Annotated in this window: 23 protein-coding genes; 16 read left to right on the top strand and 7 right to left on the bottom strand. The window is 69.0% G+C overall.

The features are described 5' to 3' along the window. Positions 1-100 precede the first annotated feature (100 nt). Together ACQP06_RS11770 and ACQP06_RS11765 are read right to left on the bottom strand one after the other, a co-directional pair. Positions 101-553, bottom strand: coding sequence for a flavodoxin family protein (locus ACQP06_RS11770; protein ID WP_433672254.1), 453 nt, complete (start codon positions 551-553; stop codon positions 101-103). A 9-nt stretch (positions 554-562) separates the two neighbouring features. Then, a complete protein-coding gene (locus ACQP06_RS11765; RefSeq protein ID WP_433672253.1) occupies positions 563-1,213 on the bottom strand; it encodes a TetR/AcrR family transcriptional regulator in 651 nt (216 codons plus the stop codon). Positions 1,214-1,316: 103 nt separating this feature from the next. Here ACQP06_RS11765 and ACQP06_RS11760 point away from each other — a divergent pair, with 103 nt between their 5' ends. From ACQP06_RS11760 to ACQP06_RS11750, 3 genes are read left to right on the top strand one after another with little or no spacing between them, the layout of a single operon-like run. Beyond that, a complete protein-coding gene (locus tag ACQP06_RS11760) occupies positions 1,317-2,684 on the top strand; it encodes a flavin-containing monooxygenase (protein WP_433672252.1) in 1,368 nt (455 codons plus the stop codon). Beyond that, complete coding sequence (locus tag ACQP06_RS11755; protein ID WP_433672251.1) at positions 2,684-3,622, top strand: alpha/beta hydrolase; 939 nt, start codon at positions 2,684-2,686, stop codon at positions 3,620-3,622. Before ACQP06_RS11760 ends, ACQP06_RS11755 begins: the two co-directional genes overlap by 1 nt. Beyond that, complete coding sequence (locus ACQP06_RS11750) at positions 3,619-4,713, top strand: saccharopine dehydrogenase family protein (RefSeq protein ID WP_433672250.1); 1,095 nt, start codon at positions 3,619-3,621, stop codon at positions 4,711-4,713. The genes ACQP06_RS11755 and ACQP06_RS11750 overlap by 4 nt, the downstream gene beginning before the upstream one ends. Before the next feature lie 27 nt (positions 4,714-4,740). Here ACQP06_RS11750 and ACQP06_RS11745 read toward each other — a convergent pair whose 3' ends face one another. After that, entirely contained in the window at positions 4,741-5,229 is a 489-nt protein-coding gene (locus ACQP06_RS11745; RefSeq protein ID WP_433672249.1) for a VOC family protein, read from the bottom strand. Between the two features lie 70 nt (positions 5,230-5,299). Between ACQP06_RS11745 and ACQP06_RS11740 the strand changes: the two genes are divergently transcribed. The 3 genes from ACQP06_RS11740 to ACQP06_RS11730 are packed head-to-tail and all read left to right on the top strand — an operon-like array spanning position 5,300 to position 7,285. Continuing rightward, entirely contained in the window at positions 5,300-5,956 is a 657-nt protein-coding gene (locus ACQP06_RS11740) for a TetR/AcrR family transcriptional regulator (RefSeq protein ID WP_433672248.1), read from the top strand. Beyond that, positions 5,956-6,225: a hypothetical protein gene (locus tag ACQP06_RS11735; RefSeq protein WP_433672247.1), complete on the top strand. Its 270-nt coding sequence runs from the start codon at positions 5,956-5,958 to the stop codon at positions 6,223-6,225. Before ACQP06_RS11740 ends, ACQP06_RS11735 begins: the two co-directional genes overlap by 1 nt. A 55-nt stretch (positions 6,226-6,280) precedes the next feature. Beyond that, positions 6,281-7,285, top strand: coding sequence for a PHP domain-containing protein (locus ACQP06_RS11730; RefSeq protein WP_433672246.1), 1,005 nt, complete (start codon positions 6,281-6,283; stop codon positions 7,283-7,285). A gap of 19 nt (positions 7,286-7,304) precedes the next feature. Here the strand turns inward: ACQP06_RS11730 and ACQP06_RS11725 are convergent, their stop codons facing one another. Then, a complete protein-coding gene (locus tag ACQP06_RS11725; protein WP_433672245.1) occupies positions 7,305-8,735 on the bottom strand; it encodes a DHA2 family efflux MFS transporter permease subunit in 1,431 nt (476 codons plus the stop codon). A gap of 86 nt (positions 8,736-8,821) precedes the next feature. Between ACQP06_RS11725 and ACQP06_RS11720 the strand changes: the two genes are divergently transcribed. The 7 genes from ACQP06_RS11720 (at position 8,822) to puuE (ending at position 15,600) form a co-directional block, all read left to right on the top strand. After that, positions 8,822-9,271, top strand: coding sequence for a MarR family winged helix-turn-helix transcriptional regulator (locus ACQP06_RS11720; protein WP_433672244.1), 450 nt, complete (start codon positions 8,822-8,824; stop codon positions 9,269-9,271). 41 nt (positions 9,272-9,312) lie between these two features. Further along, positions 9,313-10,047, top strand: coding sequence for a GntR family transcriptional regulator (locus tag ACQP06_RS11715; protein ID WP_433672243.1), 735 nt, complete (start codon positions 9,313-9,315; stop codon positions 10,045-10,047). Between the two features lie 121 nt (positions 10,048-10,168). Continuing rightward, positions 10,169-11,695, top strand: coding sequence for an NCS1 family nucleobase:cation symporter-1 (locus ACQP06_RS11710; protein ID WP_433672242.1), 1,527 nt, complete (start codon positions 10,169-10,171; stop codon positions 11,693-11,695). Positions 11,696-11,700: 5 nt separating this feature from the next. Next, positions 11,701-12,447 (top strand): aspartate/glutamate racemase family protein, encoded by a 747-nt coding sequence (locus ACQP06_RS11705; protein WP_433672241.1) that lies wholly within the window; start codon positions 11,701-11,703, stop codon positions 12,445-12,447. Then, on the top strand, positions 12,444-13,658 hold the full coding sequence (locus tag ACQP06_RS11700) for a DUF6986 family protein (RefSeq protein WP_433672240.1): 1,215 nt from the start codon (positions 12,444-12,446) through the stop codon (positions 13,656-13,658). The genes ACQP06_RS11705 and ACQP06_RS11700 overlap by 4 nt, the downstream gene beginning before the upstream one ends. Beyond that, entirely contained in the window at positions 13,655-14,686 is a 1,032-nt protein-coding gene (gene alc / locus ACQP06_RS11695; RefSeq protein ID WP_433672239.1) for an allantoicase, read from the top strand. Before ACQP06_RS11700 ends, alc begins: the two co-directional genes overlap by 4 nt. Beyond that, entirely contained in the window at positions 14,683-15,600 is a 918-nt protein-coding gene (puuE, locus tag ACQP06_RS11690; RefSeq protein WP_433672238.1) for an allantoinase PuuE, read from the top strand. The genes alc and puuE overlap by 4 nt, the downstream gene beginning before the upstream one ends. A 70-nt stretch (positions 15,601-15,670) precedes the next feature. On the opposite strand, the gene ACQP06_RS11685 is transcribed toward puuE, so the two are convergent. Genes ACQP06_RS11685 through dapB form a run of 3 tightly spaced genes read right to left on the bottom strand, consistent with a single transcriptional unit; the run spans position 15,671 to position 17,620 of the window. Next, positions 15,671-16,318: a hypothetical protein gene (locus tag ACQP06_RS11685; protein ID WP_433672237.1), complete on the bottom strand. Its 648-nt coding sequence runs from the start codon at positions 16,316-16,318 to the stop codon at positions 15,671-15,673. 55 nt (positions 16,319-16,373) lie between these two features. Beyond that, complete coding sequence (locus ACQP06_RS11680; RefSeq protein ID WP_404204252.1) at positions 16,374-16,868, bottom strand: hypothetical protein; 495 nt, start codon at positions 16,866-16,868, stop codon at positions 16,374-16,376. Further along, complete coding sequence (dapB, locus tag ACQP06_RS11675) at positions 16,865-17,620, bottom strand: 4-hydroxy-tetrahydrodipicolinate reductase (RefSeq protein ID WP_433672236.1); 756 nt, start codon at positions 17,618-17,620, stop codon at positions 16,865-16,867. The genes ACQP06_RS11680 and dapB overlap by 4 nt, the downstream gene beginning before the upstream one ends. Before the next feature lie 119 nt (positions 17,621-17,739). Here dapB and ACQP06_RS11670 point away from each other — a divergent pair, with 119 nt between their 5' ends. The 3 genes from ACQP06_RS11670 to ACQP06_RS11660 all read left to right on the top strand — a co-directional run bounded on the left by ACQP06_RS11670 (position 17,740) and on the right by ACQP06_RS11660 (position 20,930). Next, complete coding sequence (locus ACQP06_RS11670; protein WP_379278778.1) at positions 17,740-18,333, top strand: TetR/AcrR family transcriptional regulator; 594 nt, start codon at positions 17,740-17,742, stop codon at positions 18,331-18,333. Positions 18,334-18,421: 88 nt separating this feature from the next. Continuing rightward, positions 18,422-19,279 (top strand): sterol desaturase family protein, encoded by an 858-nt coding sequence (locus ACQP06_RS11665; protein WP_433672235.1) that lies wholly within the window; start codon positions 18,422-18,424, stop codon positions 19,277-19,279. A gap of 82 nt (positions 19,280-19,361) precedes the next feature. After that, positions 19,362-20,930 carry an esterase-like activity of phytase family protein gene (locus tag ACQP06_RS11660; protein WP_433672234.1) on the top strand — a complete coding sequence of 523 codons (1,569 nt, stop codon included), beginning with the start codon at positions 19,362-19,364 and terminating at the stop codon, positions 20,928-20,930. Positions 20,931-20,973: the final 43 nt, after the last annotated feature.

Genomic DNA, 20,973 nt, shown 5'->3' with positions numbered 1-20,973 from the left:
TTCCCACACTCCCAGTGGGCGTTCCCGGAGAACGCCCCCTCGAGTATGACGGGCTCGCCCCCGAATGTGTCAGACACCAGAATTCGGGGGCAGCCCGGACTCACTCCATCAATCGGGCCGCGACGGTCGCGCCCAGCTCCCAGCAGCGTTCGATATCGACCTTCTCCGGCTTGCCCGAAATGATCACCGGCGCGGCCGCCTTCTCCCACCCCAGCCCGGTGGTCGCGCTCTCGACACTGCGTTCCGCGCCCTCGGTGCCCTGATTGCCGTGGATGTAGAGCCCGTATGGCCGACCGGTGGTCGAATCCAGGCACGGGTAGTAGAAGGTGTCGAAGGCGTGCTTGAGGGCACCGCTCATGTAGCCGAGATTGGCCGGAGTGCCGAGCAGGTAGCCGTCGGCGGCGAGCACATCGCTGGCGGTGACGCCCAGGGCCGGGCGGCGGATCACCTCGACGCCTTCGATTTCCGGGTCGGTCGCGCCCGCCAGCACCGCCTCGAACATCTCCTGCATGAACGGCGACGGGGTGTGGTGGATGATCAGCAGTGTCGGCACGGTGCGAGCCTACGATCCCTGGCCACGATAGGGGTCTACCACGACGTGGACCAGGCGCAGGGCGGTGGCGACGGCGTGGTCGGCGTCGCCCTCGGCGAGGCCGAGCAGCGGGTCGAGACCCTGGACGTGCGGGGCCAGGGCCAGTTGCGGCAACAGCAGCAGGAGCAGGGCGAGCAGGGCCTGGGTGTCGGTGTCCGGGCGCAGGGCTCCGGTGGCGACGCCGGCCTCGAAGAGGGGACACAGGACCGCGAGGTAGTGGACGTTGACCGATTCGCGGACGGCGGTGCGGGCCACCGGATCGGGCTCGAGGTTGGCGGCGGCGGTCATGGCGCGTTCTAACGGGTGGTCGTAGAAGTAGCGGACCCAGGCCTCGAGCAGGGCTTCGAAGGAGCCGAAGAAGTCGGTGTCCCAGCGCAATTCGCGGGCGGTGGCCTCCATGCTCGCGCGGATTCGCTCACTCGACAGTTCGGCCAGGTAGACGTACATGTCGGCCTTGTCGGTGAAGTACTGGAACAGGCTGCCCTTGGAGACGCCGGCCTCCTTGCAGATGGTGTTCAGGCTGCCGCCGCTGAATCCGCGCGCGGCGAACTCGGCCTCGGCCGCGGCCACCACGGCGGCGCGGCGCGGCGCGGGCAGTCGATCCCATGTCCCTGTCGGCATCACCGATCTCCTCCGACCACCTGCGGCCTATTGACGTCGTGACCGTTTCGATCCTACAGTGACCAGTGGTCATATGACCACTGGTCATAAAGGAGTCTCAGCGATGTCCCTCAATTCGAGTCCGAAGGTCTGCGTCATCGGCGCGGGGTCGGCCGGTATCGCGGCGGTGAAGGTGCTCGCCGAACGCGGTCTCGACGTGCACGGCTACGAGCTGTCCGACCGGGTCGGCGGCAACTGGGTGTTCGGCAATACCAACGGGGTGTCGGCGGCGTACAGGTCGCTGCACATCAACACCTCGCGCCAGCGCATGGAGTTCAGCGACTTCCCCATGCCCGCGCATCTGCCCGACTTCGCGCGCCACGATCAGATCGCCGACTACTTCGACTCGTACGTGCGGCATTTCGACTTCGCCGACCGCATCCGCTTCCGCACCGGCGTGCTGCACGTCGCGCCGCGCACGGACCGCGGGTTCGACGTGACGATCTCGACCGGCGAGACCCTGCGCTACGACGCGGTGCTGGTCGCCAACGGCCACCACTGGGATCCCCGCCTGCCCGAGCCGATGTTCCCCGGCGCGAGCGAGTTCCGCGGGCAGTTGATGCACTCGCACGCCTACACCGAGGAAGCGCAGCTGACCGGGAAGCGGGTGGTGGTGCTCGGGATGGGCAACTCCGCCATGGACATCGCGGTGGACGCCTCGTATCACGCCGAGCAGACCTATCTTTCGGCCCGCAGCGGTGTGCACGTGATCCCGAAGTACGTCTGGGGCCGCCCCTACGACCGGCTCGGGGCCGCCGAGTGGTTCCCATCGTTCCTGCGCTGGCCTTTCGCGCGCAAGCTGATGGCCGCGGCCACCGGGCCGATGTCCCGCTACGGGCTGCCCGAGCCCGATCACAAGTTCGCCCAGGCGCATCCGACCATGTCCAGCCGCATCCTCGACCGGCTGGCGCACGGGGCGATCACTCCGGTCCCGAACATCGATCACTTCGACGGCGACGAGGTGGTGTTCACCGACGGCCGCCGGGTGGCCGCCGACCTGGTGGTGTTCTGCACCGGCTACAAGATCAGCTTCCCGTTCTTCGACCACGACTTCCTCGACCCGTCGGGCGACAATCGAATCCGCCTGTACCGGCGCGTGTTCCACCCCGAGGTGCCCGGCCTGTACTTCGTGGGTCTGGTACAGCCGCTGGGCGCGATCATGCCGATCGCCGAACGACAGGCCCAGCTGATCGCCGACCACCTCCAGGGCCGGTACCACCTGCCGAGCTCCGCCGACATGGACAGCGAGATCGCCGCGCACCGGCGCGGCATCCAGCGCCGCTATGTCGCCTCCAAACGACACACCATCCAGGTCGACTTCGACGACTACATGCGCGATCTGCGCCTGGAGCGCGAACGCGGCGCACGCCGTCCCGCCGGGCTGTCGGCCGTCGACCGCACCGCGCGCAGCGCCGCCGAGGTGGTCGCGTGATGAGCGGAAACCCCACGGGCGCAACCACACACGAGGTGCGCTTCCCTTCCGGCAACGGCGACCACTGCGCCGCCACCCTCTACCTGCCCGAGCCGCGCCCGAGGGTCCGACCGCCGGTGGTGGTGATGGCGCACGGGCTCGGCGCGATCCGCGCCATGGGTCTGGCCGCCTACGCCGAGCGGTTCACCGCCGCCGGATACGCCTGCCTGGTGTTCGACTATCGCCACTTCGGCGACAGCGACGGCGCGCCCCGCTATCTGCTCTCGACCCGTGAGCAGCGCGCGGACTGGATCGCCGCACTGGCGTTCGCCCGGCACCTCCCCCAGGTCGACAATGCCCGGATCATCGCCTGGGGCACGTCCTTCGGCGGCGGGCACGTCATTCACACCGCCGCGAAACGCCCGGCCGGACTGGTCGCGGCGATCGCGCAGTGCCCGTTCACCGACGGCGTCGCGTCCACCATGGCGATCTCCCCGATCAACTCGATCAAGGCCACCGCCGCGGGCGTGCGCGATGTGGCGGCCATGCTGCTCGGCCGGGAACCGCACATGATCACCACCGCCGGGCCCGCGAACGGCACCGCGCTGATGACCGCGCCCGACGCCGAATCCGGTTATCTGGCACTGGTTCCGCCCGGCGCCGACTTCCGCAACCAGGCCACGGCCCGGGTCGTGTTCGACATCCTGACCGATCGGCCCGGCCGCCAGACGGGGCGCATCCAGGTGCCGATCCTGTTCTCGGTGTGCGAAACCGATTCCGTCGCACCGGCGAAACCCACCCTGCGCTACGCGGCGCGGGCACCGCGCGGCGAGGTCCGCACCTACGCGGACGGGCATTTCGACATCTATCGCGGTGCGGCCTTCGAGCGGGTGATCGCCGATCAGCTCGCGTTCCTGCGCCGCCATGTCCCGATCACACCGGAAGGAGACACCCCATGACCGGACGCATCGTGCTGCTGGGCGCGACGGGCTACACCGGCGACCTGGTGCTGCATTCGCTGCTGCGCCGTGGCATCAAACCCGTTCTGGCCGGGCGCAATCGCGCGACCGTGCAGTCGCTGGCCGACCAGGCGGGCGGCCTGGAATTCGCGGTCGCCGACGCCTCCGACGCGGCGAGCCTCGCCGCGCTGGTGGGCCCCGGCGATGTGCTCATCACGACCGTCGGCCCCTTCGAACGCTTCGGTTACCCGGTCGCCGAGGCCGCCGCGACCGCCGGAGCCCACTACATCGATTCCACCGGCGAGGTGGGCTTCGTTCGCGAGTTGCAGGGCCGATTGCACCGCATCGCGCGGGCCAACGGCTCGGTCATGTTGCCCGCCTTCGGCTACGACTACGTGCCGGGTGTGCTCGCCGGGACGCTGGCCGTGCTCGAGGGCGGGCCCGCCGTGCGGTCGATCGATATCGGCTACTTCGCGACCGGCCCGCTGTGGCGGGGCCTGAGCCAGGGCACCCGAACCACCATGCGCGACGGCGTGACGCTGCCCTCGGCGCGACGACTGGGAGGGCGACTGGTGGAGGAGCGCACGGCATCCCGGGTGCACGCCTTCCCGGTGCACGGTCGTTGCAAGAACGCTTTCCTGGTGTCGGGCACCGAGGTACTGCACCTGTCGGCGACCTTCCCGACCGTCGAGAACATCAGTGTCTACAACGGCTGGTTCCCGGCGCTGAGCCGCGCGGCCGCCCTGCTGTCCGGGTTCACCGCCATCGCCACTCGAATCCCGCTGGGCCGCAAGCTGATCGACGCGTGCACCCGGCCGGTGATCGGCGCACCCGGCGGGCCCGACGCCGCCGAACGTGAGCGCACCCGCTCCCATGTGGTCGCGGTTGCCACGGGCCCGAGCGGCCCGCTCGCCGAGGTCCACCTCGAAGGCCCCAGCATCTACAACCTCACCGGTGAGCTGATCGCCTGGGGCGCGGAGCAACTCGCGGCCGGCGCGGGGCGCACCGCGGGTGTCGTCGGCCCGATCGAGGCGTTCGGTTTCGACGGACTGCGCGACGGCTGCGCCGACATCGGCCTCACCCCGGTGTGACCGATGAGCCCGGACGTGCCGCTCGAATCACCGACTCTCGTTGCCTCGCAACGCGATCTCGCGTTCCTTGGCTTCCGCGGTCGCGCGCGGATTGTTGATGATGACGGGTTCGTCGCCGAGTTCGGTGTGGGATGCCATGGAGTAGAAGCGGACTTCGTGACCGTCGGGGTCGCGGAGTTCGGGCAGGATCCAGCCGAGGCTGGCGCGGTGCACCCCGGCGTGGGATTCACCGAGGCCGCTCAGATGCTGTGCCAGCACCTCGAGGGCCGCTTGATCCGGGACGCCGATCGAGAAGAAGTCGAATCCGGCGGAGGCGGCGGCCATTTCCGGATGTAGGCGCAGGCCGAGCATCGGACCGCCGGCGGCGTGGTGCAGGACGACACCCCTCAGGACGCCCTGCTCCTGGAATTCGAGGCCGACGGTGTAGCCGAGACGGCTGCGGTACCAATCGATGGACCGTGCCAGATCGGACACGGGAACCTTGAGGTGATGCACCCCGGCGAGTGTGGGGATCATCGCTGCTATCCTTTGCAGTATCGATGTATTTATGCAGTATCACTGTAGTGATGCAGTTAGGATGCAGCAGTTGAGTCCGGGTGTCAAGAAGTCGTCCCCGCTGTGGGACGCCCGCAAGGCCGAGACCGAGCGCAAGATCCTCGACGCGGCCCGGCGGCTGTTCATCGCCGACGGCTACGCGACGACCTCGCTGGCCGCGGTCGCCGACGCCGCCGAGGTGGGTTCGCGCACGGTCTACCTGCGCTTCGGCTCCAAGGCCGAACTGCTCAAACGCACCATCGACGTGGCGATCGTCGGCGACACCGAGGACGTCGACCTGGCCCACCGCGACTGGCACATCCGGGCCGGGACCGCGCCCACCCTGCACGAACGCGTCACCGCCTACGCCCAGGGGGCGCGACAGCTCATGGAACGCGCGGCGCCGCTCATCGCGGCCGCCGTCGCCGCCGAGGCCAGCGAACCGGTCATCGCCGAGGCCGCCCGGGCCGGACGCGCCGCCACCCAGCAGCACGTCGCCGAGCTGTGGCAGCGCATGCGCGCCGACGGACTGCTGCATCCCGAGGCCGATGTCGACTGGATCATCGGAATCGTCGGCCCGCTCGCCCAGGCCGACACCTATAACCTCATGGTCAGCACCCTCGGCCTGGATCCGGACGGTTACGAGCAGTGGCTCCACGGCACCTGGATGCGCCTGGCCACGACACCCTCGACGCTTGCGGAGTCCTGATGAAGATCGCCCACACCATCGGGATCGCGGTGGGGCTGGCACTGTTGCTCGCCGGGGTGATCCGGCTGTTCCTGCCCGTGGAATGCGACGGTCACACCATGGAGCGCGGCCAGGTGTGCCACGACACCGACAAGGGCCGCGCGGTGGTGCGGACATTCGACGAGCAACGCTCCCTGCGCGATTCGACCACCGGGTTCCTGATCGTCGGCGGCGTGATCGTGGCGGCCGGATCGGCGGTTCTGCTGCGGCGGACGCTGCGGGCGGTGTGAGCGCGGGCGCGCCGAGTACACACCGGGCGGTCGTGCGGCGGGCACACTGATAGGTATGGATCCTGTCGTCGCGCTCCGCATGATCGCGTTCTTCAAGGACCGGGCCCGCGAGGATTCGCGGCGGGTGATGGCCTACCGCAAGGCCGCCGACATCGTCGAGGCCCTCGACGACGAGCAGCGGGAGCGGCTGGGCCGGACCGGGGACTGGCAGTCACTGGCCGGGGTCGGGCCGAAGACGGCGGCGGTGATCGCGCAGGCGTGGGCCGGTCGCGAGCCCGACACCCTGGTCCAATTGCGCACCGCGGCCAAGGATCTCGGCGGCGGCGAGCTGCGGGCCGCGCTCAAGGGCGACCTGCACGTGCACTCGAACTGGTCCGACGGGTCGGCGTCGATCGTGGAGATGATGGCCACCGCGCAGGCCCTGGGCCACGAATACTGCGCGCTGACCGATCATTCCCCGCGGCTCACGGTCGCCAACGGCCTCTCCCCGGACCGGTTGCGGCAGCAGCTCGACGTGATCGACGAACTGCGGGAACGCTTCTCCCCCATGGTCATCCTGACCGGCATCGAGGTCGACATCCTCGACGACGGCAGCCTCGATCAGGAGCCCGAACTGCTCGACCGCCTCGACATCGTGGTCGCCAGCGTCCATTCCAAGCTGAAGATGGACGCCGCCGCCATGACCCGCCGCATGGTGCGCGCGGTGTCCGGCGGCCGCGCCACCGTGCTCGGCCACTGCACCGGCCGCCTGGTCGAGGGCAATCGCGGCACCCGCCCCGAGTCGAGTTTCGATGCCGCACAGGTCTTCTCGGCCTGCCGCGACCACGGGGTCGCGGTCGAGATCAACTCCCGCCCCGAACGCCGCGACCCGCCGACGCGGCTACTGAAACAGGCCCTCGAACTGGGCTGCCACTTCGCCATCGACACCGACGCCCACGCCCCGGGCCAGCTCGACTTCCTCGGCTACGGCGCGCAACGGGCCCTCGACAACGGCGTGCCCGCCGACCGGATCATCAACACCTGGCCGGCGGACAAACTCCTCACATGGGCGGCGGCGTGACCGCGCTCAGCTGACGCGTCTAGGCGGTCACCCGCTGCTGATGGCGCAGGACCGTCGAGGCCACCGCCGCCACCACCGAGAGGGCGGCCAGCGCGGCGAAGGCGAGGTGGTAGCCGGACACCGGCGCCCATCCGGAAGCCGTTGCGCGGGACAGGATCACGGCCACCATGGCGACCGCGACCGCGCCGCCGACCCGCTGCATGATGTTCACCAGCGCCGTGGCGTCGGGCAACTGCTCGCGCCGGACCGCGGCGTAGGCCGCCGACACCAGCGGCATCGCGCCCACCGCGGTCGCCAATCCCGCCGCGAACAGCAGTGATTGGACGAGGAATCCATTGGCGTCGACCGGCAGGAAGGCCAGCGGCAGCACGGTAGCGGCCACGGCGAGGTTACCGATCACCGCGACGCTGCCGCCGCCGAAGCGGTCGGTCAGCCTGCCACCCAGCGGCAGCATGACGACACCGCCCAGTCCGAAGCCGAGCAGGTTCACGCCGGTGCGGACCAGCCCCGCGCCGTGCAGCTCCTGGAAGTACAACGGCAGCAACACCATCACGCCGAACATGGCTCCTCCGGCGAAGAAGCCGGCCGAGGTGGCCACCCGGAAGCCGGGGATGGCGAACAACCGGATGTCCAGCAGCGGCAGCGTGTTCCGCAGCGCGCGCACCAGGAATCCGGCCAGCCCGGCCAGGCCGAGCAGCACCGGCAGCCACACCGACAGCGAGGTCACCGACCCCGTCACGCCGACCTCGGACAGTCCGTAGACCACCGCCGACACGCCGCCGCCCGCGAGCACCAGCCCGAGCACGTCCAGCGGCTGGGTGGCCGTCGGGCTACTGCGCGGCAGATAGCGCAGGCCCAGCGCCAGGCCGGCCAGGCCGAACGGAATATTGATGAGGAACAACCACTCCCAGCTCCAGTGCGCCAGCATGAGCCCGCCGATGGTCGGCCCGATGGCGGGCGCGCCCACGACGGCGATGCCGACCACGCCCATGACCCGGCCCATGCGCTGCGGCCCGGCGGCCTGACCCAGGATGGTCTGCCCGGCGGGGATCATCAGCCCGGCGGCGAGGCCCTGCAGGATGCGCAGCCCGATCAGCCAGCCCGCGTCCGGCGCGAAGGCGCACGCGGTCGAGGTGAGGGTGAAGGCGATCAATGCCCAGCGCCAGAGCCGGGTGACGCCGACGCGCCGGGCGAGCCAGCCGCAGACGGTGAGTGAAACCCCCAGGGCCAGCAGGTATCCGCTGGCGACCCATTGGATCGTAGCCAGCGACGCGCCGAGGTCCGCGCCGATGGTGCGCAACCCGATATTGACCAGCGAGGTGTCGAGCATCCCCATGATCGCGCCGAACACCACCACGCCGGCGGTGCGCCAGACGTGCGCGGGGATCTTGTCGGAGTCGGCGGGGGTGGCGGCGATGGATGTCCTGGTGTCCGAACGCGTTTGCGTCATCGGACCCCTCCTTCAATTGTTGATGAGCAACTCAATTGCAGACAGTATCAATCATTGAGCTCCTCAACAATAGATAGAATCAGCGGGTGACCGACGAACCCTCCGCCACCCCCGGCGACATCCACCCCGCCGGACTGCTGCGCCACCCGACCTACGCCCTGGGCAAGCTGCACAAAGCGATGCACGCCGAACTCGGGACGCCGCTGCGCGAGCACTGGGTGCTCACCTACCTCGCCGAGCACGCCGAACCGTCCCAGCAGGAGATGGCCAATGTGCTCGAGATCGACCGCAGCGAGGTGGTGCGGCTGATCGACAGCCTCGAGAAGGCCGGACTGGTCACCCGCAATCGTGATCCCGAGGACCGCCGGAAATACCGTTTGGCTATCACCGCCGCCGGGAATCGGGTGCGCGCCGAGACCGACGCGCGGATCGCCGCGGCGACCGATGTGCTGCTCGCCCGCCTGTCCCCGGCGGAACGGGCAACGCTGCACCGGCTTTCACTCAAGGCGCTGGGCTACGACGCCGACGAGATCTGACCCACACCGGGGGGCTTGCGGTGACGGTCTAGGGTTGGGGCGTGCCTTCTCGCCCCCGCCTACCCCGTTTGCCCCAGCTCAACCCGCCGCTGGACGTCCGTCGCGGCTACTCCCAGCAGGAGATCCTCGGCGAGATGCGCCGTCTGATCCTGGAGGGCAACCTGCCTCCGGGCACCGGCCTGCCGCTGGGCGAGCTGGCCCGTTCCTTCGAGGTGAGCGCGATCCCGGTGCGCGAGTCGCTGCAGACGCTGATCGGCGAGGGCCTGGTCGAGCATCGGCCCAACTTCGGGTACCAGGTGACCCTGCTGACCTCCGACGAGCTGCGCGAGCTGTACGTGGTGCGCGAACGGCTGGAGTCGGCGGCGCTGGCCGCGGCGGTGCACAACGCGACCGGGGCCGACCACCAGCTGGCCCGCGAGATCCACGCGCGGCTCGAGCAGGCGGTGCTCACCGAGAACGCGGTGGCCTATCACCGCGAGACCCGCAATTTCCATCTGGCCCTGGTCCGCCCCTCGGGCATGCCGCGGTTGGTGCACATGCTGGAATACGCCTGGAACATCACCGAGCCCGTGCAGCCCATGGTGCATGTGACGACGATGGACCGCGTGGTGCTGCACGCCGATCACTCCAAGCAGTTGCAGGCCTTCCTGGCAAGAGATGCTGAAGCATTGCTGGCGGCGACCGAGGGGCATCATGCACGATTGAACGGTGTGCTCGCGCATCTCCCGAAGGACACCGGACTTTTCGCCGAACCAGCAGGTGAAGAAGATATATAGGCCCTGAACCAGGGGTTACGGAACATATATCGTTCAGGCAATAATCGGGCAATGCCTGTTGGATAGCCTTCGCACACTCGTCTCAATCAACGGGACACCACGACACGATGGGATGTGCGAAATGCCCGATACCGTTGCGCCGGCGGCCGGGAGTTCGCTCGCCCCGATACCGCCGCCCGCGCCGGAGTACGACCCCCGTCTGGTCAACGAGGACCTGGCGCCGCTGCAGAAGCAGACCTGGGGCACGTACAACATCTTCGCGTTCTGGATGTCGGACGTGCACAGCGTCGGCGGGTACGTCACCGCGGGCTCGCTGTTCGCGCTCGGGCTGCACAGCTGGCAGGTCCTCGTCGCCCTGGTCGTCGGCATCACCATCGTGTACGGGCTCTGCAACCTCGTCGCCAAGCCCAGCCAGGCCACCGGCGTCCCGTATCCGGTCATCTGTCGCAGCGCCTTCGGCGTGCTCGGCGCGAACGTCCCGGCCATCATCCGCGGCCTGATCGCGGTGGCCTGGTACGGCATTCAGACCTTCCTGGCCTCGGCGGCCCTGGATGTGGTGCTGATCAAGCTCTTTCCGAGTCTGGCCCCCTACGCGGTCGAGGCCGACCACGGCTTCCTGGGCCTGTCCGCGCTGGGCTGGGCCTCCTACCTGATCCTGTGGGTGCTGCAGGCCGCGGTGTTCTGGCGCGGCATGGAGTCCATCCGCAAGTTCATCGACTTCTGCGGTCCCGCGGTCTACGTGGTCATGTTCGTGCTGTGCGGCTACCTGATCTACAAGGCGGGCTGGCACGGCATCGACCTGAACATGGGCAAGGCGGCCACCCACACCGGCTGGTCGGCGGTGCCGGTCATGCTGGGCGCGGTCGCGCTGGTGGTGTCGTACTTCTCGGGACCGATGCTGAACTTCGGTGACTTCTCCCGCTACGGGCGCAGTTTCGCGGCGGTGAAGAAGGGCAACTTCCTGGGCCTGCCGGTCAACTTCCTGGTGTTCTCGCTGCTGGTCGTGGTGACCGCCTCGCTGACCATTCCGGTGTACGGCGAGCTCATCACCGATCCGGTCGCCACGGTGGCGCGCATCGACAACACCTTCGCGATCGTGCTGGGCGCGCTGACCTTCACCGTCGCGACCATCGGCATCAATATCGTCGCGAACTTCATCTCCCCCGCCTTCGACTTCTCGAACGTGAACCCGCAGAAGATCAGCTGGCGCACCGGCGGCATGATCGCCGCGGTCGGGTCGGTGCTGATCACCCCCTGGAACCTGTACAACAACCCCGACGTCATCCACTACACCCTCGAGGTGCTGGGCGCGTTCATCGGACCGCTGTTCGGCGTGCTCATCGCCGACTACTACCTGGTGCGCCGCCAGCGGGTGTTCGTCGACGAGCTGTTCACCATGTCCGAGCAGGGCACCTACTGGTACCGCAAGGGCTACAACCCGGCCGCCATCGCGGCCACCGCGCTCGGCGCGATCGCCGCGGTGATCCCGGTGCTGACCGCCGGCGATGTGCCCGGCATGTACACCGCCGCCCAGTACAGCTGGTTCATCGGCTGCGCCCTGGCCCTGGTCGCCTACCGCGTGCTGGCGTTGCGCGGACCTTTGAAGATCGACGCCTCCCGCCACGTCCCGTCCTTCGAGAACCGGTGAGATCCATGCGCATTCGAGTCATCAACCCCAACACCACCGCGGCCATGACCAGCCTGATCGAGGCCAGTGCCAAGCTGGTGGCCGCGCCCGGCACCATCGTCGAGGGCGTGAACCCGACCATGGGCCCGGCCTCCATCGAGAGCCACTACGACGAGGCGCTGGCCGTGCCGGGCCTGCTGGCCGAGATCGCGCGCGGCGAGGCCGAGGGCGTGGACGGCTACATCATCGCCTGCTTCGGCGATCCGGGCCTGGACGCCGCCCGCGAGCTCGCGCGCGGCCCGGTGATCGGCATCGCCGAGGCGGCAATGCAGTACGCCAGCCATCTCGGGCGCAAGTTCAGCGTGGTCACCACACTGGGCCGCACCGCGGGCCGGGCCTGGGATCTGGCCGAACGCTATGGGATGGAACGGTTCTGCGCGAACGTGCACGCCTGTGAGATCCCGGTGCTCGAACTCGAGGACCCGAAGGCGCGCAAGGTCGTCGCCGACGCCTGCCGTGACGCGGTGGCCGCCGACGACTCCGACGCGGTCGTGCTCGGCTGCGCGGGCATGGCGGACCTGTGCGAGTACCTGACCGACGAGGTCGGCGTGCCCGTCATCGACGGGGTCGCCGCCGCCACCCTGACCGTGCAGTCGCTGGTCACCATGAAGCTGCGTAAGTCCGGCCGCGGGGAATTCGCGGCCCCACTGCCGAAGCGGTATGTGGGATTGCTCGCCGATTTCGGCATCGAGGAGAAGGAGGCCCGTGCGTGAGGGTGCCACCGGAGACATTGAACGGGATCGAATCCCGTTTGCGGGACGTGGATTCGGAGCTGCTGCGGCGCTATCCGGGTGATCGCCCGGGACAGCCGGTGCACACCGCGTACGCCTCCGGCGCGGACGCCTCGATCGATCTGCCCGCCCAGTGGGGCGCCGCCGCCATCGAACTCGCCGAGGCCCAGCGCGACCTGCTGATCGAGCTGGCCGGCGCCGACGTCACCGAGCGGGTCTTCACGGTTCTTCGCGAGCGGCCCATCCAGGACCTGCGCTTCGACTTCGAGGACGGCTACGGCACCCGCGGCGACGACGTCGAGGACCGCGACGCCCTGCACGCCGGTGCGGTACTGAAAGCCCTTGCCCCCGAGGTCACCTCGCGCGGCATCCGCATGAAGGGCTTGACCTCCCTGGAGTGGGCGCGCGCCGTGCGCACCCTGGAGAAGGTCCTCGAGGGCGCGGGCGGGGTGCCCGAGGGCTTCGTGTTCACCGTCCCCAAGATCCGCCACGTCGAGCAGGCCGACATCACCGTGGACCTGTGCGAGGCCGTCGAATCCGCGCACGGCCTGGCCGCCGGATCGCTGAAGTTCGAGCTGCAGATCGAGAGCCCGCAGGCCATCATCGCCGCCGACGGCACCTCCCCGGTCGCCCAGCTGATCCAGCGCTCGGCCGGACGCTGCACCGGATTGCACTACGGCACTTACGATTACAGCGCCGCCTGCGGAATCGCACCCAAGTTCCAGTCGCTGGAGCACCCGGTCGCCGACCACGCCAAGGCGGTCATGCAGGCCGCCGCGGCCACCACCGGCGTGTGGGTGTGCGACGGCTCCACCCAGGTGCTGCCCATCGGCACCGACGCCGAGGTGCGCGCGGCCGTGTCGCGGCACTTCCGCCTGGTCGGCCGCTCGCTCGAGCGCGGCTACTACCAGGGCTGGGACATGGGCGCGGGCCACCTGGTCACCCGCTGGCTGGCCACCTTCGCGTTCTTCCGCGAGGGCCTGGGCATCGCCGCCCCGCGCATCGGCCGCTACCTGGACCGCCAGGGCGGCGCGGTGATGGACGAACCGGCCACCGCGCAGGCACTGGCGACAGTGGTGCTGCGCGGACTGGAGTGCGGCGCTTTCGATCCCGCCGACGTGATCGCGATCGCCCCGAAAGCCTCTGTCGAGGTTTTGCATCAATTGCGAGAAAGGAAGATCCCGGCGCTATGAGCGACGCTGATTTCACGCTGCTTCCCGACCTGGCCGTGCGCACCCTGGGCGGTGCCGTGCTGTGGGCCGACGACGAGTCCTTCGCCGAGCGGGAGAACCTGATCCGGCCCGAGGCGGCCACCTACTCCCCCGCCACCTTCGGCCACAAGGGCCAGGTCTACGACGGCTGGGAGACGCTGCGCCAGCGCGGCGCGGACGGCGGCCACCCGCCCATCGACGCCTGCCACACCGCGATCATCCGCCTGGGCGTGCCCGGCGTGATCCAGGGCGTCGTGGTGGACACCGCGTGGTTCAAGGGCAACTATCCACCCGAGGTGTCGGTGGAAGCCATCGCGGTGGCGGGCCATCCATCGGTCGACGAGCTGGTCGCCGCCGAGGGCTGGACCACCCTGGTGGACCGCGCCAAGGTCGACGGTGATTCGGAGATCCCGTTCGCCGTGGATTCCGCGCAGCGCTTCACCCATGTGCGCCTGCGCATGTTCCCCGACGGCGGCATCGCCCGGCTGCGCGTGCACGGCGTCGCCAAGCCGGATCCGGCCTGGCTCGAGGCGGGCCCGTTCGATCTGGCCGCGATCGAGAACGGCGGCCTGGTCGCCGACTGCTCGAACCGCTTCTACTCGCACCCGCAGAACGTGCTCATGCCCGGTCGCGCCCGCAGCATGGGTGACGGCTGGGAGACCGCGCGCCGCCGCGACAAGAACACCAACGACTGGGTGCTGGTGCAGCTGGCCGAGGAAGGCGTGATCACCGCCGCCGAGATCGACACCTCGTACTTCCTGTTCAACAGCCCGGGCGCGGGCTCGCTGACCGGCATCCGCGCCGACGGCACCGAGGTCGAACTGCTGCCGCGCACCCGCCTGCAGCCCGACACCCGCCACCGCTTCCTGATCGACGCCGCCGACCCGGTGGTGTCGGTCCGCCTGGACGCCTACCCCGACGGTGGCCTGGCCCGGCTGCGGCTCTACGGCACGCTCACCGACGAAGCTCGCGCACGATTGCGTGCCGGGCTGGACAATGAACGCGCATGAGCGATTTCGACCTGAACTACCCGCGGGACATGGTCGGTTACGGCCCCCACCCGCCGCATCCGCAGTGGCCGGGGGATGCGAACATCGCCGTCAACTTCGTCCTCAACTACGAGGAGGGCGGCGAGAACAATGTGCTCGACGGCGACGAGGGCTCGGAGACGTTCCTGTCGGATATCGTTCCGGCGGCGTCGTTCCCGGACCGGCACATGTCGATGGAGACGATTTACGAGTACGGCTCGCGGGCCGGACTGTGGCGGGTGCTGCGGCTGTTCGAGAGCCGCGGCGTGCCGCTGACCATCTTCGGGGTGGCGCGGGCGCTGGAACGCAACCCGGAGGCGGTCGCGGCGTTCAAGCGGCTCGGCTACGACATCTGCTCGCACGGCCTGCGCTGGCTCTCCTACCAGAGCGTGGACGCCGAGACCGAGCGCGCGCACCTGGACGAGGCGGTGCGGATCATCACCAAGCTCTTCGGTGAGGCGCCCAAGGGCTGGTACACCGGCCGCGACTCGCCGCGGACCCGCGAACTGGTGGTGGAGCACGGCGGATTCGTCTACGACTCCGACTCCTACGCCGACGACCTGCCCTACTGGGTGAAGGTCGGCGACCGGGACCACCTGGTGCTGCCGTACACCCTCGAAACCAACGACATGCGGTTCTCCTCCCCCGCCGGATTCGCCAACGGCGAGGAGTTCTTCACCTACCTGAAGGACGCCTTCGACGTGCTCTACGCCGAGGGAGAGGCGGGCGCGCCGAAGATGCTCTCGATCGGCCTGCACTGCCGCATCGCGGGCAAGCCCGCGCGGGCGAAGGCGTTGGAGCGCTTCGTGGATTACGTGCGGTCGCACGACAAGGTGTGGCTGGCTCGGCGCATCGACATCGCCGAGCACTGGCAGCGGGTGCACCCCGCCTCCTGAGCGCGAGACAGGAATGCGGCCCGGAACCATCAGGTTCCGGGCCGCATTCGGTTCGTCACGCGAAAACCACTCAGAGCGTGCCGTTCTCGATATCGGCCTTCACCGCTTCCTGGGAGGCGAGGTGCGCGGCCACGCCGTTGTCCGCGGTGAAATCGATGAGCGGCTGATCGGCGACGAAGGTCAGGTGCTCGTTGACCGTGGTGGTGCCGTCCCCGTTGTCGGTGAAGGTGACCACCTGGTGGGTGGTGACATTGGGGATGTCCCAGGTGTCGGAGGTGTAGTAGTTCTGGTCCGCGTACAGGCGCTGCTCGGCCTGGGTGTGGCCGGGGAAGGTGATCGGCCCCATCGGAATGTCTTCCAGCGCGGTGAAATCGGTGACGCGCACGCCGTCCTCGTCGCAGGTGCGGTGGACGATGATGTCCTTGAGGAACGAGTGGCGGCCCAGGCCGTTGCGGAAGTCGGTGTACACCGACCACACCTTGTCCAGCGGGGCGTCGATGGTGATCGGCAGATCCACCTCGCGCACCGCCCGCGCGTCGGCCGGATTCTGCTGCTCGGCTTCATACACCGACCAGCTGAGCTGCCATTCGAGCTTGTAGTCGTTCTCCGACTCGATACAGGACGGCGCGGTGTCCGCGCGCGCCACCGCCGATACCGCCGCAGGTGACCCCATCGTCGCGCAGGCGATGGCCAGCGCATAACCCACCGTGAACCTCACCCGGCGGACTTTACTCCGGTCGCAACCTACCGGCAGGTTTCCTGCGAAACACTGGCTATCGTGAGCCGGTGCGCTCGGCGCGCTCCAAATCGACTGCGCGCTTCATCATTTCGCGCGCCCGGGTGCGGTCCCCGGCATAGTCATAGGCGCGGGCCGCGCGGTAGCTGGTGCGCCAGTTCTGCGGGTCCGCTTCGAATTCGGCCTTCACCTGCTCGAAAAGCTCATCGGCGGCGGCCTTCTCGATGCGGCCGGAGGGGCGGCGCGGCAGGTCGGAGACGTCGAGCTCGCCGCCCTCCTCGTGCATGCGCCGGGCCAGATGCTGGTGGGCGAACGCGGCGCGGACGCTGGTGCCCACGATCCACACCCCCAGCAGCGGCAGGATGAGCACACCCAGGCCGAGGCCGATGGCGGCGGGCTTGCCGGAACCGATGAGGCTGAACGCGATCCGGCCCAGCAACACGAAATAGAACCCGAGAACCAGCACGAGGGCCGCGATGAAGCCGACCCGCTTGAAGACCTCGCGGCCGTTGTTCGCCTCCGGCGCGCTCACAGGTCGAGCAGCGGGTCGATGCCCACGGTCAGGCCCGGGCGCAGCGGGGTCTTGCGCACGCCCAGCAGCACGCCCGGCACGAAGGAGGTGCGGTCGAGCGAGTCGTGGCGGATGGTGAGGGTCTCGCCCTGGGTGCCGAACAGCACCTCCTGGTGGGCGACCAGTCCGGCCAGCCGCACCGAGTGCACGCGCACGCCGTCCACGTCCGCGCCGCGCGCGCCCTCCAACTCCTGGCTGGTGGCGTCGGGGCTGCGGCCGACACCGGCCTTCTCCCGGGCGGCGGCGATGAGCGCGGCGGTCCGGAAGGCGGTGCCCGAGGGCGCGTCGGCCTTGTTCGGGTGGTGCAGCTCGATGACCTCGACCGAGTCGAAGAAGCGGGCTGCCTGCTCGGCGAACCGCATGCTCAGCACCGCGCCGATGGCGAAGTTGGGGGCGATCAGCACGCCGACCTCGGGCTTGGCGGCGAGCCAGCCCTTGACCTGCCCGAGCCGGTCGGCGTCGAAGCCGGTGGTGCCGACGACGGCGTGAATGCCGTTCTCCACCAGCCACTTCAGATTCGGCATCACCACGTCGGGGTGGGTGAAGTCGACCACGACCTCGGTCCCGGCGGCGGTGAACGCCTCGAGCGAGTCGTCCTTGTCGACCTGCGCCACCAGCTCCAGATCCGCGGCCGCCTCGACGCCCGCGCAGATGGACTGCCCGACCTTGCCGCGCGCCCCGAGCACACCCACCCGGATCCGGTTCGTGGCCACCTGGTCTCCTTCGCTATGACCGATCTGGAACCCGTCGAGCCTATCGGGTCGGCGAAACACCGGGACCACAGGCCGGTGACCACGGGCCGGTCGAATTGACCGGGTGGTAATTTTCGAGGGTGCGATCCACAGCCGGAACCAAGGGCGTCCCGCGCGCCGAACGCGAGGCGCAGATTCTCGACGTGGCCGCCGCGGAGATCGCCCGGGTCGGCTACGCGGGCCTGTCCCCCGCGTCGGTGGCGGCGGCGGCCGGGGTGTCGAAACCCTTGGTGTACGGCTACTTCGGCTCCAAGGACGGGCTGTACGTGGCGTGCGTGCAGCGCGCCTCGGCGGTGCTCGGGGACGCCATCGACGCGGCCTTCACCGGCCCTGCCTCACTCGATATGGCCGAACGCACGCTCGCTGCGATCTTCACGGTCCTGGAACCGCGCCCGCACGACTGGAAGGTCGTGCAGGACCAGTCGCATCCGGACGAGGGCCCCGCGGCCGAGGCGGCGCTGGCCGCGCGCGCCCGCATCTCGGCGCAGGCCGATCGGGGCGTGTCGGCGTTCGTGTCGCTGCACGGCCTGACCGATCCGCAGGACCTGTCGGCGCTGCGCGCGGTCTGGACCGGCGTGGTCGCCGCGCTCGTGGACTGGTGGTTGAGCCACCCCGGCGAGACGGCCGAAGCCATGGTCGCCCGCAGCAGCCGGCTGTTCTCCGCCCTCACCTGACCCGGCCAACCCAGGATGTCCGAATCGGCCTCTTGTCCTCGAATTGACCAATTGGTAACTTACGAATTGGGCAATTCGAGGAGGTTCGATGTTTTCGCAGGTCTGGCATGAGATCAACACACCGCTGCTGTACGCGGTCCCCGTCTTTCTACTGTCCATCGGCGCCGAGGCGCTGGCCCTGCGTGACGATCACGACGCCACCGGATACCTGGCCCGCGACACCCGGACCAGCCTGAGCATGGGCGTGGGTTCGCTGATGTCGAGCGCGCTCTTCAAGGCGGGCACGCTGGTGCTGTTCGTCTTCCTGTGGACCTATGTCGCGCCCTGGCACCTCCCCACCGATGTCTGGTGGAGCTGGGCGCTGCTGCTGCTCGTCCTCGACTTCGCGTTCTACTGGAACCACCGCTTCGTGCACCGGGTGCGGATCGGCTGGGCGGCGCATCAAGCGCACCACTCCAGCGAGTACTTCAACTTCGGAACCGCCCTGCGGCAGAAGTGGAATCCGTGGACCGAGGCCATCTTCTGGGCGCCGCTGCCGCTGCTGGGCTTCACGCCCTGGACGATCTACATCGCCTTCACGATCAACCTGATCTACCAGTTCTTCACCCACACCGAGTCCGTCGGAAAGCTCTGGGGCCCGGTCGAACTCGTCTTCAACACCCCGTCGCACCACCGCGTGCACCACGGCAGCGACGCGCAGTACCTGGACAAGAACTACGCCGGGATGCTCATCATCTGGGACCGCATGTTCGGCACCTTCGAACCCGAGATCCAGCGTCCCACCTACGGTCTCACCAAGCCGGTGGGCACCTACAATCTGCTGACACTGCAGTACGGCGAATACGCCAAGATCGTGCGGGACGTGCGGAGCACCTCGAACTGGCGCGACAAGCTCGGCTACATCTTCGCCCCGCCGGGCTGGGAGCCCGAGCAGACCCGATCCTGACGCGCGGCCGGTTCACGAGCTCGGCGGAAGGTGTTCAGGTGACGGCCAACCCGGCGACGGATCGGACCTATAGGCATCTCTCGTGAGAATTCGTCCCGTTGCCCGCCGGGCTGCCGTCGCCGCCGTCGTCGGCGCGGCCGCCGTCACCGCCGCCTGCTCCTCCGGATCCGACTCCGCCGACTTCACCGCCACGGCCGGCCAGCCGCTGGTGATCTCGCTGGACCAGCTGCTGGACAAGACCGGGGGCCACGCCGCCGTCGCGGTCGCCGACCCGCAGCACGGCACCCTGAGCCGGCGCCTGGACGGCGCGCTGGTGTACACCCCCGCGGCCGGGTACACCGGTTCGGACTCCATCACCGTCACCACTACCGACGCGGTCCGCCTGTTCACCACCGACATCCCGCCGATCGGCGAGTTCGGCGGAGTTCCGGTGCAGGCCAGCGCCTACGGCTCCGCCTTCACCCCGGTCCCGGGCTCCACCGACGAGTTCTACGGGCTCACCGACCGCGGCCCGAACGTGGACGGCAAGGGCAAGAACGAGAAGATCGCCCCGGTCCCGGATTTCACCCCGCAGATCGCCAAGTTCAAGCTGGTCGGCAACAAGGCCTTGGTGGAATCCACCATCCTGCTGAAGAACCCGGCCGGACAGCCCTTCAACGGCCTGGTCGACACCTCCGCCACCACCGGCGAGACCATGAAGGACCTGACCGGCAAGGTGCTGCCGCCCACCGATCACGGCATCGACAGCGAGGGCCTGGTCGCGCTCGCCGACGGCACCTTCTGGATCTCCGACGAATACGGCCCGTTCATGGTGCATTTCGACGCCAAGGGCGCGGAGCTCGAGCGGCTCGCGCCGGGCAGGGGTCTGCCCAAGGAACTCGCGTTCCGCACCCCGAACCAGGGCATGGAGGGCCTGACCGTCACCCCCGACGGCAGCACCCTGGTCGGCGTCATCCAGAGCGCGCTCAACGAGCCGGGCGTCACCAATGCCCGGGAGACCCCGATGACCCGCATCGTCACCGTGGACCTGAAGACCAAGGCGGTCAAGGAGTTCGCGCTGCCGCTCGAGTCGCCCAAGGAGAAGCTGGCGATCTCCGAGATCACCGCGCTGTCCAACACCACCTTCCTGGTCGACGAGCGCGACGGCAACAAGGCCCCCAAGGCCAACAAGAAGCTGTGGACCGTCGACATCGCCGGCGCCACCGACATCGGCCCGGATGCCAAAGTCCCCGGCGCGCAGTACGACCCGGAGAAGGGCCTGCTGATCGACGGCAAGCCGCTCGAGGTCTACGTCGGCACCGTCACCACCGCCGACGGCATCGCCGCGCTGAAGAAGGCGGGCATCACGCCGGTCGCCAAGACCGCCAACCTCGACCTGGGCGGACTGCTGGACGGCCTCAACGCCGACGGCAAGTTCTTCGGCCACGACAAGATCGAGGGCGTGGCCACCAACGACCACGGCAAGACCCTCTACATCTCCAACGACAGCGACTTCGGCATCGAGGGGCTCACCGGAGACCAGCCGCCGTTCGGGCTCAAGGCCAAGATCCTGCCCAACGGGGTTCAGGACAGCGGCGAGATCCTGGCGGTCGACACCACCAAGCTGCCCGCCAAGACCGAGACCAAGACGGTCACGCTGACGGTCGAGTAGGTCACCGGGATTCGGCCGGTTCACCGGATTCGACGCGGTCCAC

Origin of the sequence: Nocardia sp. CA-136227 (genome assembly GCF_050955695.1) — a bacterium.
Classification (GTDB): Bacteria; Actinomycetota; Actinomycetes; order Mycobacteriales; family Mycobacteriaceae; genus Nocardia.
The sequence above is the reverse complement of the archived record's forward strand: the minus strand, read 5'-3'. Positions and strand labels throughout refer to the sequence as shown.